16 protein-coding genes are annotated in these 13236 nt (G+C 66.0%); 2 read left to right on the top strand and 14 right to left on the bottom strand.

The features are described 5' to 3' along the window. The first annotated feature begins 5 nt into the window (after nucleotides 1–5). Entirely contained in the window at nucleotides 6–842 is an 837-nt protein-coding gene (locus tag HKW67_RS14855) for a D-hexose-6-phosphate mutarotase (protein ID WP_171226131.1), read from the top strand. On the opposite strand, the gene HKW67_RS14850 is transcribed toward HKW67_RS14855, so the two are convergent. The 14 genes from HKW67_RS14850 to hisG all read right to left on the bottom strand — a co-directional run bounded on the left by HKW67_RS14850 (nucleotide 823) and on the right by hisG (nucleotide 12299). After that, on the bottom strand, nucleotides 823–2436 hold the full coding sequence (locus HKW67_RS14850; protein WP_171226130.1) for a M20/M25/M40 family metallo-hydrolase: 1614 nt from the start codon (nucleotides 2434–2436) through the stop codon (nucleotides 823–825). The two genes, HKW67_RS14855 and HKW67_RS14850, sit on opposite strands and share 20 nt — an antisense overlap. A gap of 83 nt (nucleotides 2437–2519) precedes the next feature. Then, nucleotides 2520–2960 carry a hypothetical protein gene (locus HKW67_RS14845; RefSeq protein ID WP_171226129.1) on the bottom strand — a complete coding sequence of 147 codons (441 nt, stop codon included), beginning with the start codon at nucleotides 2958–2960 and terminating at the stop codon, nucleotides 2520–2522. Then, on the bottom strand, nucleotides 2957–3808 hold the full coding sequence (locus HKW67_RS14840; RefSeq protein WP_171226128.1) for an SRPBCC family protein: 852 nt from the start codon (nucleotides 3806–3808) through the stop codon (nucleotides 2957–2959). Before HKW67_RS14840 ends, HKW67_RS14845 begins: the two co-directional genes overlap by 4 nt. 4 nt (nucleotides 3809–3812) lie before the next feature. Beyond that, entirely contained in the window at nucleotides 3813–4592 is a 780-nt protein-coding gene (locus tag HKW67_RS14835) for a DUF4397 domain-containing protein (protein ID WP_171226127.1), read from the bottom strand. Between the two features lie 66 nt (nucleotides 4593–4658). Further along, nucleotides 4659–4835, bottom strand: a complete 177-nt coding sequence (locus tag HKW67_RS14830) for a DUF1328 domain-containing protein (protein WP_171226126.1) — start codon at nucleotides 4833–4835, stop codon at nucleotides 4659–4661. Between the two features lie 84 nt (nucleotides 4836–4919). After that, the gene (hisIE, locus tag HKW67_RS14825; protein WP_171226125.1) at nucleotides 4920–5546 is read right to left on the bottom strand and encodes a bifunctional phosphoribosyl-AMP cyclohydrolase/phosphoribosyl-ATP diphosphatase HisIE; all 627 of its coding nucleotides are present in this window, start codon (nucleotides 5544–5546) and stop codon (nucleotides 4920–4922) included. After that, on the bottom strand, nucleotides 5543–6361 hold the full coding sequence (gene hisN / locus HKW67_RS14820) for a histidinol-phosphatase (RefSeq protein ID WP_171226124.1): 819 nt from the start codon (nucleotides 6359–6361) through the stop codon (nucleotides 5543–5545). The genes hisIE and hisN overlap by 4 nt, the downstream gene beginning before the upstream one ends. Then, a complete protein-coding gene (hisF, locus tag HKW67_RS14815; protein WP_171226123.1) occupies nucleotides 6358–7137 on the bottom strand; it encodes an imidazole glycerol phosphate synthase subunit HisF in 780 nt (259 codons plus the stop codon). The genes hisN and hisF overlap by 4 nt, the downstream gene beginning before the upstream one ends. Nucleotides 7138–7141: 4 nt before the next feature. Next, nucleotides 7142–7684: an imidazoleglycerol-phosphate dehydratase gene (locus HKW67_RS14810; protein WP_171226122.1), complete on the bottom strand. Its 543-nt coding sequence runs from the start codon at nucleotides 7682–7684 to the stop codon at nucleotides 7142–7144. Beyond that, nucleotides 7681–8394, bottom strand: a complete 714-nt coding sequence (gene hisA / locus HKW67_RS14805; protein WP_171226121.1) for a 1-(5-phosphoribosyl)-5-[(5-phosphoribosylamino)methylideneamino]imidazole-4-carboxamide isomerase — start codon at nucleotides 8392–8394, stop codon at nucleotides 7681–7683. The genes HKW67_RS14810 and hisA overlap by 4 nt, the downstream gene beginning before the upstream one ends. After that, nucleotides 8391–9023 (bottom strand): imidazole glycerol phosphate synthase subunit HisH, encoded by a 633-nt coding sequence (hisH, locus tag HKW67_RS14800; RefSeq protein ID WP_171226120.1) that lies wholly within the window; start codon nucleotides 9021–9023, stop codon nucleotides 8391–8393. The genes hisA and hisH overlap by 4 nt, the downstream gene beginning before the upstream one ends. After that, nucleotides 9020–10093, bottom strand: a complete 1074-nt coding sequence (locus tag HKW67_RS14795; protein ID WP_171226119.1) for a pyridoxal phosphate-dependent aminotransferase — start codon at nucleotides 10091–10093, stop codon at nucleotides 9020–9022. Before HKW67_RS14795 ends, hisH begins: the two co-directional genes overlap by 4 nt. Next, complete coding sequence (gene hisD, locus HKW67_RS14790; RefSeq protein ID WP_171226118.1) at nucleotides 10090–11424, bottom strand: histidinol dehydrogenase; 1335 nt, start codon at nucleotides 11422–11424, stop codon at nucleotides 10090–10092. The genes HKW67_RS14795 and hisD overlap by 4 nt, the downstream gene beginning before the upstream one ends. Beyond that, nucleotides 11421–12299, bottom strand: a complete 879-nt coding sequence (hisG, locus tag HKW67_RS14785) for an ATP phosphoribosyltransferase (protein WP_171226117.1) — start codon at nucleotides 12297–12299, stop codon at nucleotides 11421–11423. Before hisG ends, hisD begins: the two co-directional genes overlap by 4 nt. 357 nt (nucleotides 12300–12656) lie before the next feature. Here hisG and HKW67_RS14780 point away from each other — a divergent pair, with 357 nt between their 5' ends. After that, nucleotides 12657–13160: a plastocyanin/azurin family copper-binding protein gene (locus HKW67_RS14780; RefSeq protein ID WP_171226116.1), complete on the top strand. Its 504-nt coding sequence runs from the start codon at nucleotides 12657–12659 to the stop codon at nucleotides 13158–13160. Nucleotides 13161–13236 lie beyond the last annotated feature (76 nt).

Below are 13236 nucleotides of genomic sequence, written 5' to 3'. Positions count from 1 at the left end.
TCGCGGTGAGCGGCGCTCACGAGGCGCCATCGGTCGAGGTGAACGCGCCGGACGGCGCCTTTGCGCGCGTGTATCTCGACGGCGCGCACGTGACCTCGTGGATACCGGCACGGTCGCAGGTCGATCGGCTGTTCGTGAGCAGCGAGGCGCAGTACGGGCCCGGTTGCTCGATCCGCGGTGGCATTCCGGTGTGCTTTCCGCAGTTTGGCGCGTTTGGTCCGATCGGTCATCACGGGTTCGCGCGGCTCAGCCGGTGGGCCGTGGTGACGCAGGAGGAGATCAACGGCGGCGCGCGCGTCGTCCTGCGGCTGACCGATACCGAGGCATCGCGTGCGGTGTGGCCGTTCGCATTTCGGGCCGACCTCTCGGTGCATGTGGCCGCGGCGGTGCTCACGGTGCAGCTCACCGTCACCAATACCGACGCGCAGCCGCTCTCCTTCACGGCGGCGCTCCATCCGTACTTCGCGGTGGAGGACGCCCTCGCCACGACCGTCGGCGGGCTGCGTGGGTGCCGGTATCGCGACGCACTCCGCGACGGCGCTGAATTCGATGAAGCGGGTGACGTGCTGCCGATCGAAGGGCACATCGATCGCGTGTATTTCGCGACGCCCGATGTGATCGAGATGCGCGAGCCGAATCGCACGCTGCGTATCGAAAAGCGCGGATTCCCGGAAACGGTGGTCTGGAATCCCGGCGCGGAAGGCACGCGCACGCGGTCGGACTTTGCCGACGGCGAGGAGCTGCACATGGTGTGCGTGGAGGCCGCCGCGGTGCGCCCTCCGGTGCTCCTCGCCTCAGGCGAACACTGGGTCGGAACGCAGCTTATGACCGCGGTGCGATAGCGGCCGGCTTTCGCGGAAACAGCGCGGGTCGGTTCGCCGCGTGATACACGAATGACGCGATCACGGCCGCGTTCAGTTTCATGTCGGCATCCTGCACGCGCTCGTAGGTGTCCATGTTCGAGTGATGCGTGCGGGTACCGTACTCGACCTCGTCCTGGATGAACTGGAAGCCGGGAATGCCGATGCCGTCGAAGGCCAGGTGGTCGGTGCCGCCGGTATTCGACAGTGTGGCGGCCTTCACGCCCTTGTCGTCGAACGGCTTCATCCACGCTTTGAAAATCGGGCCGGCTTCGGTGTTGCCTTGCTGAAACACGCCGCGAATCGCCCCGGTGCCATTGTCGAGATTGAAGTACACCGACACCTTCTTGCCCGCGTCGGTGAGCGAGTCACGCGTGCCGAACTGCTGACGCACATAGGCGCGCGAGCCGAGCAGCCCCTGCTCTTCGCCCGTCCACAGGGCAATGCGAATCGTGCGCTTGGGCTTGAGCCCCGAGGCCTTCAGCACGCGCATCGCTTCCAGCATGGCCGCTGAACCCGCGGCGTTGTCGGTGGCGCCGGTACCGGCATGCCACGAGTCGAAGTGCGCGCCCAGCATCACCACTTCGTCCTTGAGCTTCGGATCGGTGCCCGGGATCTCGGCAATGATGTTGAACGACGTGAGATCGTCATCGTAGAAGCGATTGCGAACGTCCAGCTCCATCTCCACCGGCACGCCCTTCTCGACCGTTCGCAGCATGCGGCCGTAATGCTCGATGGCCACCACGATCAGCGGCGTACCGTAGGGGGTCTTCGGATCGCGCGACTGTCCGTTGTTGGTGAACACCGTGCCGCCGTCGCCACGTCCGGGCTCGATCACCGCAGCGACGTTCTCATCGGCAATGAATGCCATGCGCCGCACCGCCGTGGCCTGCGTGGCGCGCATCGCCTCCTGTTGCCGCATCGCGGCGCTGTCGGCGGCGGTGCGCGGGGCGGACGCGCGAGGACCCATCGCGGCCGGTGCCGGCAGGGGTGCGGCTTCGAGCTTGGCGAGGTCGGCCTCGGAGCGACGCGCGGCCAACGGTTCGAAGCGGGGAGCCACCTCGCGCATCGGAGCCAGCATCACGACCTTGCCGGCCAGCTTGCCGCGGTACTTCTCGAAATCGGCATCGCTATCGATGCGCACGTACACGATCGCACTCTTCACGAGACCGTTGGTACCCGGCGTCCAGGCCTGCGGATAGCCGATCACCGCAAACGGTACGGGCGACGTGACTTGGGCGTAGAACTTCTCGTTCACCCAGCCACGGCCAAAGGTGCCCCACGGCTCAATACGCGGGTTACTCAGGCCCCACGACTGCATCTGCTGTACGGTGTAGTCGGCGGCGCGCCGTGTGATCGGCGAGCCCGTAAGGCGGGGGCCATGCACATCGGTGAGCCACGACATCATGGTCATGACTTGCGAGTGCTCAAAGGCTTCGGCGCGGATCTTGGAGATCGCGGTCATGTCCACCGGCTCCGCACCCTGCGCAAAGGCGAGGCGACCAGCAAGAAGCAGAGGCAACACGGGAAGCAACGCCGCGCGGCGTCGTGCTGCCGCGGAGAGATGAGGACGCATCGGAACACTCAGCAGAAGGTGGCAGGGGACGCCCGTCGTATCACTGCTTCAACGGGCGACCCGACCAATCTGCTGTCCAGCCCTCAGTCCTGCTCGCCTTCCGGCGTCTGGCGCCCCTTGCCGTCGGGCGAGTCGAACATCCGTTCGCCATGCACTTCATCGTCGCGGGTCACGCCGGCCGCTCCCCTGAGTTCGTGGCCGATTGCCGCGTCCTCGAGTTCGTCCGCCGATAGTGATTCGGCACCAACGCGCATCTCAGCGTCCGCGCCATCCTGCCTCACGGCGTCGGCGAGATTGATCTCGTCGATTCCGTCGCCGTCGTCTGCGACGTCTTCGAGCGCATTCGTTCCCTGTAGTGCGCGCTCCTGGTCCAGCGCATCCATGTGCTCGCCGTCCTCGAAATCGTCGTCGGAGTACTCGTCGACCACCAAGCCGTCGGCATCACGTATCACGTCGGCGTCTTGTGCCGGCGGCGTCGAAGGCCGAGTCTTCTGCTCGGGCTCCTCGTGAGGTGACGACGTCATAGCGTCTGCTCTGGCGTCATCGGTATCGGGATGGTCGCGTCCGTCATCATGCGCTGGGGCGTCAGCCGACCTTCGGCCATTTCTTTGAAGCGTTCGAGCGCCTGACGAACCTGTCGATTGGGTGCGCGACCGAACATCCGCGCCACGAGATCGCCGAAGCGTCCGGCAGGCGGTTGCGCCTCGAGTGTCACGAAGACATCCGTGCCGCCGTCCGACATCTCACAGAACATCACCGTGCCGTTGTTCGGCACCTGCGCCGGCTCCACCGTGCGCCACGCGATCCACTCATTCTCGCGCTCGTCGACGATCTCGGCATCCCACTCGACCTTCGAGCCCGCCGGTCCCGCCACCACCCAATGCGAATGCGTGGGTGAGAGCACATCGACGCGCTCGAGATGATCCATGAACGTCGGCAGCCGGGAGAAGTCGCGCCACATGGCAAACAACTCCTCACGCGGCCGTTCCACGTACACGCTCTGACGTACGCTGATCGAACGCTCATGGTCGACATCGGCCGGTACACCCGGTTCGACGTGTTCCTTCGTACTCACTCCGAGCATCGAATACGTCTTGCAGTGCCCTGACGCCCCGCGGTACAGCATCTCGGCGCCCAACAGCGCCATGCCGTATCCCACGGAGCCACGTCGGCGTAAGCCGAACATGGTGAGAAACCCACCCGCGACTGCGGAGGCGATGCGCTCCGTGGCACCGACGTTCACGTAATCGGTCTTGCCCTGCCGAGTAATCTCGTGGCCCAGGCGGCGATCATCCGATCCGTTGCGTTCCATCGAATCCAGCATTCCACGTGCCATGGTGCGCACCCCTCCGTCGTCCGGTTCGGTTCTCATCAGATCAAGGAGCCTTCTTGAGCGAATCCAGCATCATCATCTTGGCGTTGCTGATCGCCTGATCATCGATCACGATCGCTTCGACGCGCTGCCCGGTCGTGCCCGTGAGCACGACGCTATACGAATGTCCAGCCTTGAAGTCCATTTCACGCTTCAGGAGCTGCTTGCCGTTACCGTTGACGTTCACCGTCACCGTGGTCTTCACGGGATCGATGTTCTTGTAGCCCGCTTCCGACGTGAGATTCACGTTGTCGAAGAACGGCTCCGTCATGCCGGCCATCACCACGTCGATCTCGCCGACGCCATTCACGCCATGGATCACGCGCAGGCGTGCCTTGGTGCTATCGGTGGCGAGTTCATCCTTCAGCACGCGCAGGCGCACACTGCCATTACCTTCCGGCAGGGCCACCAGCGAATAGCGCGAGCCGTCCATCATGATCTCGTTGTTCGACGCGATCGTGGTATCGCGGTCGCCGGCCTGCAGACGGAACTTCGCGATGTTGTCCTTGAGCTCGGAATACGGCGTCACGGTCTTGAAGCCGATGCCGCTGAACATGGCGCGATCATCTGCGCTCACCGACGCATCCTTGGCGCTCGGCAGTGCGTTGATCATGCGGACCATCGACACGCCGCGATTCTCGGCGGCATCGGCGGACGCCGAGGCTAGACTCCCCTCGGCTGTGGTCGTTTCTACCGCCTGCTTGTCGGCGTTATTCTCGCCTTTGCAGGCGGTGAGCCCTGTCGCGAGCGACAGGAGCAGAAGCGTCTTCGTAGAGATGCGCATTGATGGCTCCGAGATTCTGGTAATCGCAGGCAAGCGTGCCCTGCGACACAATCCGGCGCGAAGGTGTCAGCGCGCGGACCGCCGTCCGGAGATCAATTCCATCACCAGGGTGATAACGAACAGCACGGTGAAGACCACAGCCAGGATCTTCGCAATGGTGAACGTTGCCGTGGCGATACCGCTGAATCCAAATGCAGCGGCGATCAAAGCAGCGATCAGGAACCCGAATGCCCAACGTAACACGGCATCTCCCAGACGGACGCGGTCGGCGCCACCCCGAGTGGGTCGCCGCCGCCGCACCCGCCTCTATTGCATGCGCCGTGCCGTCTACTTTGCCCGGGATGAGAGGACGGCGCGCACACCGTCGAGCGAACCACCCACGGCTCGCAGCGCCACGAGGGCGTGATACAGCAGGTCCGCCGTTTCTTCCGTGGCTCGCTCGATGTCGCCGTCGACGCAGGCCGTCGCCAACTCGACCGCTTCTTCGCCGAGTTTCTTCAAGCGAAGGTTGCGATCCCCGAGCAGTCGCTGCGTGTAGCTTGTGGACGTGCCGTCCGTCGTCTGCATGCGCGTCGTGATGGTGGCGTCGAGCGTCGCGAACACGTCGGCCTGCAGCGCCTCTTCGCGAAAGCACGAGGTCGTTCCGTTGTGGCAAGCCGGACCGGCCGGAGCGACACGAGCCAGCACGGCGTCGGCGTCGCAGTCGGCGGTGAGTGATACCACGCGCTGCACGTTGCCGCTCGTGCCGCCCTTGTGCCACAAGCCACGCGAGCGCGAACGGTAGTGCATCTCACCCGTGCGCAGCGAGTACTCGAGTGCCTCGCGATCCGCATGCGCCACCATCAGCACGGCACCGGTTGACGCATCCTGCGTGACCACGGTCACGAGACCGCCGCTCTTCGTGAAGTCGAGCTGGTCGAGATCGAAGGCGACAGCGCGCACGGGTTCACTCATACGGATGCTCCAGCAGCGGGATCAAGAGGCTCGACCAGAAACGGTCGGATAGTGTCGCCAAGCGCGGCGTTCGTGGCGATCACGTCGCCACCGAACGCGGTATCACGACCACGCCAATCGGTGAAGCGGCCGCCCGCTTCCGTAATCAGCGGGTACATGGCGGCAGCGTCCCACGGATTGACGATGTCGTCGATCATGGCTTCGGCGCGGCCCGTGGCGACGAGCAGATATCCGTAGCAGTCGCCCCAGGTACGCGCGACGGCCGCCTCCGACGATAGCGCGTGCCATTTCGCGCGTCGGTGTGGGCGCTCGAGAAAGCGATCATCCGTGATCAGTGTGGTCGCGCGGTGCAGACTCTCCACGCGCGAAACCGAGGCGCGCGTTCCGTTCCACCAGCAGCCTTCGCCGAGCGCCGCCGCCACTGTTTCCTGCACCGCGGGATAACAGGCCGCGCCGGCGATCACGGTGTCGCCCTCGCAGCAGGCCACGAGCGTGCCCCACAGCGGTACGCCACGCACGAAGGCCTTCGTCCCATCAATGGGATCGAGAATCCAGCGCCGTGGTGCATCGCCGCGCTCGTCGTCGAGCTCCTCGCCGAAGACGCCGTCATGCGGAAAGCGCTGGGCCAGCCACGCCCGCGCCGCGCGTTCCGCTTCGCGATCGGCGATGGTCACCGGCGATCCATCACCTTTGATCTCGACGTTCACGTCGGTGCGATACCATTGCATCGCGATCGCGGCGGCGTACTCGGCCACTTCGGCCGCCGCCTGCAGCAACACCGCAGGACTTTCGGCATGCGTCGTGATGCGCGTCATGCGGCCACGCCGCTGCTGGTCACGCGCACGGGCAGCCCCGCCTCGCGCATCACCTGCTTGAGGGCCTGTACGGTGGTCACGCCGTCGTGCAGGATGCCCGCCACCAGCACGGCATCGGCACCGCCCTGCACGATCCCATCCACCAGATGCTGCGCAACTCCGGCGCCGCCCGAAGCGATCACCGGCACGTGCACGGCGTCGGCTACGGCGCGCGTGATGGTCAAGTCGTAGCCCGTCCGTGCACCGTCGCGGTCGATCGAGGTCAGCAGGATCTCACCGGCCCCGCGCGCCACGCACTCCTGCGCCCACGCTACCGCCTCGAGCGGCGTCTCTTCACGGCCGCCCTTCACCCACACCTTATACACCCCGTTGGCATCGCGCTTGGCGTCGATGCTGGCCACCACGCACTGCGCGCCGAACCGATCGGCGGCCTCGGTGAGCAGCTCCGGCCGCGTCACGATGGCCGAGTTCACCGACACCTTGTCGGCGCCGGCTCGCAACGCCCGCGCCACGTCGTCCGACGTGCGTACGCCGCCGCCGATGGTGAGCGGAATGAATAGCCGTTCGGCGGTACGACGCGCCACATCGAGCAACGTGGCGCGCTCTTCGGCGCTGGCCGAGATATCGAGGAACGTGATCTCGTCGGCGCCTTCGCGTTCGTAACGCTCCGACAGGGCGACCGGATCGCCCACATCGCGCAGTCCTTCGAACTGTACGCCTTTCACTACGCGCGCGCCCTTCACATCGAGGCACACGATCACCCGTCGCGTCAGCATGCGATTACGAGTCCCTGATCTCGAGACGCACGCTGCCCTTCGTGCTGAACACGGCACCGGTTTCCACCAGCGCCTCGCGCAGCGCAAAGCCGAGCCCCTTGATGGCCGCTTCGATGATGTGATGCTTGTCGAAGCCGCGGATCACGCGCACGTGCAGGGTCGCCTTGGCATTGTCGGCGAACGAGCGCAGGAAGTGCTCGTACAAATTCGACGGCAGCTTGCCCTCGTAATACGGACGTCCGCCGATATCGAGCACCACCTGCACGAGGGCGTCGTCCATCGGCACGGTCCGCTCGCCGTAACGCGCGCAGCCAGCCGGCGCGAACGCCGCGACCGCCTGGCCGAGGGTAATGGCCACATCTTCGATGAGATGATGGCGCATGTCGCCGGTGGCCTGTACATCGAGATCCACGCCCGCGTAGCGCGCGAACGCCACCAGCATGTGATCGAGAAAGACATCGCCGGTGGACACCGTGGCGACGCCCGTGCCGGCAGTGATCGCCAAGCGGATCTGGGTTTCCTTCGATTCGCGAATCACGACGGTCATGCGCCGAACTCCTCTGCGAGACGGCGCGCATCGAGCGCGCCCGTGTAAAGCGCCATGCCGAGCACGGCGCCGGACAGGCCGCGGTGTTCGAGCGCACGCATATCATCCAACGACGTCACACCACCCGACGCGAATACCGGCCACTGGCTCGCCTCGGCGACATCTTCCATGAGCGGAAGATCGGTACCAGACATCTTGCCCTCGAGATGCACGGCGGTGACCAGCACGCCTGCCAGCGGAAGCTGAGAAAGCTCGGACACGAAATCGATCACGTCGATCTGTGAAGTCTCCGCCCAGCCGCGCGTGACCACTTTCCGCTCGCGCACATCGGCCGCGATGATCAGGCGGCCGGGAAATTTGTCAGCCATCTCGCGGCGCCAGTCTTCGTCTTCAATGGCACGCGTGCCCACCACCACCCACGAGGCGCCTTCCTCGAGCAACCGCTCGATCCGCGCTTCGTCGCGTACGCCACCACCGACCTGCACGGGCACGGTGGCATCACGCAGGATCTCACGAATGACGTCGTGATTCTGACCACGGCCGGTGGCCGCATCGAGATCGACGATATGCAAGCGCGTGAAGCCGATGCGCACCCACTCGGCCGCCACCGCTCCGGGATCATCGAGACGCACCCGCTCGTCGTCGTAGTCTCCACCGACGAGCTGCACGCATTTGCCACCACGCAGATCCACCGCGGGTACAGCGATCATGACGCACTCCTGAGGGAAGCGGCGAACTGCAGAAACTCACGCACGAAGGCCACGCCGGGGGCACTCGACTTTTCCGGATGGAACTGCGTGCCGATGATGTTGCCGCGTCGAACCGACGCGGGGAAGCGGTCGCCGTCATGTTCGCTCCACGCGCTCACCAACGGCGCATGCTCGGCGGTGGGACGACAAACGAAGCTGTTGGCGTAGTACGCGACGTCGAGCCCCGACGCTACGAGCAGCGGGTCGGTGATGTCCTCGAGGCGGTTCCAGCCGATCTGGGGAACCTGTGTGGCCACCAGCTTCGTGACCTGTCCCTCCACGACACCCAGACCTCGGCCGGGCCCCTCGTCGCTGCCGTCGAACAGCAGCTGCATGCCCAGGCAGATGCCGAGCGTCGGCAGTCCGGCCAGCAGCGCGTCGCGCATGACCTCACGTCCGGGCGCGAGTCGTTCGGCGGCCGGCGCGAAGGCGCCGACACCAGGAAGGATCAGGGCATCGGTGTCGCGCACCGCGAGCACCGGATCGGTTTCCACGTGGACGACCGCGCCGCCGGCTTCAACGGCTTTTACCAACGAGTGCAGATTGCCGGCGCCGTAATCGAAGACAGTCACCCGGAGGGTGTTCGTCATGCGGACCTCCCCGTAGCCATCACATCATCAAATGCGGCGAGAAAGCGCTCGAGCAACGGCCAAGGGCCGACGCTGATGCGCAACGTGTCGCCGATGTGCGGCAGCCCCGGAAACGGCCGGACCGCGACGCCGCGTTCCCGCAGTGCGAGCCCGACGTTCACACAATCCGGCACCGGCACGCACACGAAGTTCGCATGCGACGCCAACGGGGCGAATCCGCGTGAGCGGAGTGCGTCTGCCAGTCGCTCACGCAGCTCGACCGCCAGCGCAATGTGCTCGTTTACCCACGGCATATCGTGCTGCAACGCCGCGAGTGCGGTCTGTTCGGCCATGGCGTTCAGCTTGTACGGCCCGCGCGACTTCTCCACTTCCATGACCAGCGACGGTTGCCCAATGGCGTATCCGATGCGCAGCCCCGCGAGGCCGAACGCCTTCGACATCGTGCGGATTACCAACAGGCGATCGGACTGCTGAACCAGATCGACCGACGACACGCCGGCGAATTCGGCATAGGCTTCATCGAGAAACACCACGCCGGGCGCTTCGCGCAGCACGCGCTCGATGGTGTCACGTGCCACCAGTGCGCCGGTGGGATTGTTGGGCGAGCACAGATACAACAGCTTCGGCTTCGTGGCGAGCAACGCCTCGATGTCGGGCTGATGCGAGGGCAACTCCACGCAGCCGGTGTACCGCAGCGCGTTCATGCGTGCAAAGATCGGAATCATCGCAAACGACGGTTCCGGGCCTGCCACGAGATCGTCCGCTTCACCGAATGCGCGCATGGCGCTGTCGAGAATGTCATCGGAGCCGCAGCCGGTAACGATCATGTCGGCCGTGACACCCACGTAGGCAGCGAGCGCCTGCTTGAGCTCTGCCGCGTACAGCGTGGGGTAGCGCGTGATGCGCGCCACCGGCAGCTCGCGCCAGGCGCGTTCGGCTTCCGGCGGTATGCCCCACAGGTTCGTGTTGTCGGTGAGGTCGAGGTCCACCGGTGCGCGCTTCGGATCGTACAGGGGCACGGCATCGTACGCCGCGCGCGCTACGGCAAGACGCTGAGAATTGTCTGTCATGCGTTCACACTCCATGCGCGTGCGGCGGCCGCGTGCGCCGGCAATCCTTCGGCGTCGGCGAAGGCGCCGACATCGTGCGCGAGGCTCGCCGCGGCAGCGGGCGAGACTTCCTGCCACGTGGTCCACCGCACGAAGTCGAGCGTCGAGAGCCCGGAGTAGCTGCGACCCGCGCCGGCCGTCGGCAGTACATGATTGGCGCCGGTCATGTAATCACCGAACGCCACCGAACTCGATTCACCTACGAAGATCGTGCCGGCGCTGCGCAGCGCCGCCAGCGTCTCCGCGCGCACGGCGGCATCGACCACGAGCAGCAGGTGTTCCGCCGCCCACTCATTGGCGAAGGCAACACCGTCGGCGATGGAGCTCACTGACACGATGGCTCCACGCGCGGCGAGCGACTCGCGCACGATCTGCGCCCGCGGGGCCTGCGCGATCTGCGCCAGCGTTTCGACTTCCAGCGCGTCGGACATTGCCGATACCTGCTCAGGCGAACCGACCAGCACGGCAATCACCGCCGCATCGGGGTCGTGCTCGGCCTGCGCCATCAGTTCGCGGGCCAGCGCGGCCGGGTTAGCGGTGTGGTCTGCCAGGATCAGCAGTTCGCTCGGTCCGGCCGGCGAGTCGATCGCCACGTCCGCCACCAACTGCAGCTTGGCTTCGGCCACGAACGCGTTGCCGGGTCCCATGATGCGGTCCACGCGCGGTACCGTCGCGGTGCCGATGGCCATCGCGGCGATGGCCCCCGCGCCGCCGAGCGCGAACACCCGGTCCACTCCGGCCAATGCGGCGGCGGCCAGCACCACGGCGGACGGCAATCCATCGGGGCCGGGCGGCGAGCAGACGATCACGTCGCCCACCCCCGCCACCCGGGCCGGGATCGCACCCATCAGCAGTGAACTCGGATACGCCGCCCGTCCTCCGGGCGCATAAATCCCCACTCGGCCGAGTGGGTCGGGACGCCGACCCACTCGAATGCCGGGCTCGGGAGAGCACTCGGTGGCCGTCGGGCGGAAGGCCTCGTGCACGGCGGCGATGTTGCGGGCCGACCGCTCCAGCACCCGGCGGAGCTCCGGATCCAGCGAAGCTAGCGCCGCCTCCCACGCCGCACGTGGCACCTCGATCGCGGGCAGTTCGACGCGGTCGAAATCCCGCGCGAAGGCGACCAGAGCGGCATCGCCCTCCTCGCGGACACGGGCGATCATCGCGGCTGTTCGGCTCCGAACGGTTGTGTCGGTCGTCGAGGCGCGGTCTACGATCGCCTGACGCGTCGTGGCATCGAGCGCCGCGAGCGGGCCGCGAGCGCGCAGCCCAAGCGCAGTCGCGGCCGTCACGGCACAAGCCTTTCGATACGGGTCACCAGAATGCCTTCGCCGCCGAGGGCGCGGAGCTGCGAGATGGTGCGGTAGATGGTGTCGGCGCTGACGACGGCGTGTACGGCCACATACTTCCCGTGGTCGGCGATCTCGATGACCGTCGGTCCATTGAGACCGGGCAGCACGGCCCGCACCTCATCGAGAGCGGCGCGAGGCACGTTGGCCATGAGATAGCGCTGGCCCCGGGCCCGGATCACCGAACCGAGCGCGGTCACGAGGTCGTTCAGCTCCTGCACACGGGACGGATCGCCGTTGCGGGGGCCGTTCATGGCGGTAACGAGGTGGGCGCTCGACTTCATGACCGTCTCGATCTCCCGCAGCCCGTTCATTTTGAGCGTGGAGCCGGTCGACGTGAGATCCACGACGATGTCGGCAATGCCCAAGTGGGGAGCGATCTCGGCGGCCCCGGATACGGGGACCACTTCCACCGGACGGCCGCGCGACTCGAAGAAGGTGCGCGTGATGCGGGGGAAGACCGTGGCGACGCGGGCGGCCTTGCCGTCGGCGCCGATGTCCTCGATCGAGCGAATCCCCGAATCGTCCTTGGCGGCTACCACGAGGCGGCAGCGGCCGAAGCCGAGGTCGAGGTGGGAGCGGAGCTCGCGTCCCGATTCATTGACCAGGTCCATGCCGGTCACGCCGACATCGGCGGCGCCGTCGGCCACGAACTCAGGAATGTCCTGGGCGCGAACGAAGATGGCTTCGAACTCTCCCCCCAGGGAGGCGGTGAGGGCGCGCTCCCCCGACGAGCGGACCTCGAGGCCGGCGTCGTTGAAGAGCTCACGGGTGTCTTCACTCAGGCGCCCTTTGTTGGGCAGCGCGATTCGTAGCATGACGGTCTGGGAAAGGAGAGCGGGACGGACAAAAACAAACGGCCCGTCCGGAAGGGACGGGCCGAGGATCGCTTGGGTGCTGCGGGATCAGCGAGCTGTGCTGTTCACCGTGGCACGCACGAAGCGCCCCGACCCGTGTGGCCGTGGCTGCGATGTGCATGATGGTGGTGGCGGCTCTGCATGATGCAGAGGAGCGTAGTGGGGTCGGGAACGCTCGTCAAGGAGGAAAAGCCTCGCGGCCCTTGGCGTGGCGAGGGCTTGTGAATAACTTCACAATGCTCGTAGGGCCCTACGCGCACAGGATTCGTCCTGTAGAAAGGTAAAAATTTTCGATCTGGCTCTAGGAGGCCTTTCGACATGCGGTTTCTCGGTTTTGCGGTAGTGACGGGCGCAGCGATCATGCTGGGCGCGTGCGGTGGAGACAAGGCGGCCACGACCGATTCGGCGATGGCTCCGGCGGCCGACACGACGGCGATGGCCCCGGCGGCGGCTCCGGCTGCGGCGGGTGCGATGGCCCCGATCACGGGCACGACGCACGAAGTGAAGATGATCGGCGACGGCGCTGGCTACCGTTTTGAGCCGGCCAACCTCACGATTGCCGCCGGCGACGGCGTCAAGTTCATCCTGGTCAGCGGCGGCCCGCACAACGTCGCGTTCGATCCGGCCGTGGTTCCGGCCGCCGGCAAGACGCAGCTTATGGCCAACATGCCGGAGCAGTCGGGTGAGCTCTCGGGCAAGATGATGCTCAACGCGGACGAGTCGTACACGGTCTCGTTCGGTGGCGTGGCGGCTGGTGAGTACGCGTTCCATTGCACGCCGCACCTTGCCATGAACATGAAGGGCGTGATCACGGTCAAGTAATTCGAACGGTCTCCGTTCTGCAGGAAACCGCGGGGGCTGGCGAACATCGCCAGCCCCCGCGTTCGTTTGTAAAGTC

The organism is Gemmatimonas groenlandica, assembly GCF_013004105.1.
In the GTDB taxonomy this organism is placed as follows: Bacteria; Gemmatimonadota; Gemmatimonadetes; order Gemmatimonadales; family Gemmatimonadaceae; genus Gemmatimonas; species Gemmatimonas groenlandica.
Note: the sequence above shows the minus strand (reverse complement) of the source record. Positions and strands in the feature narration are given on the sequence as shown.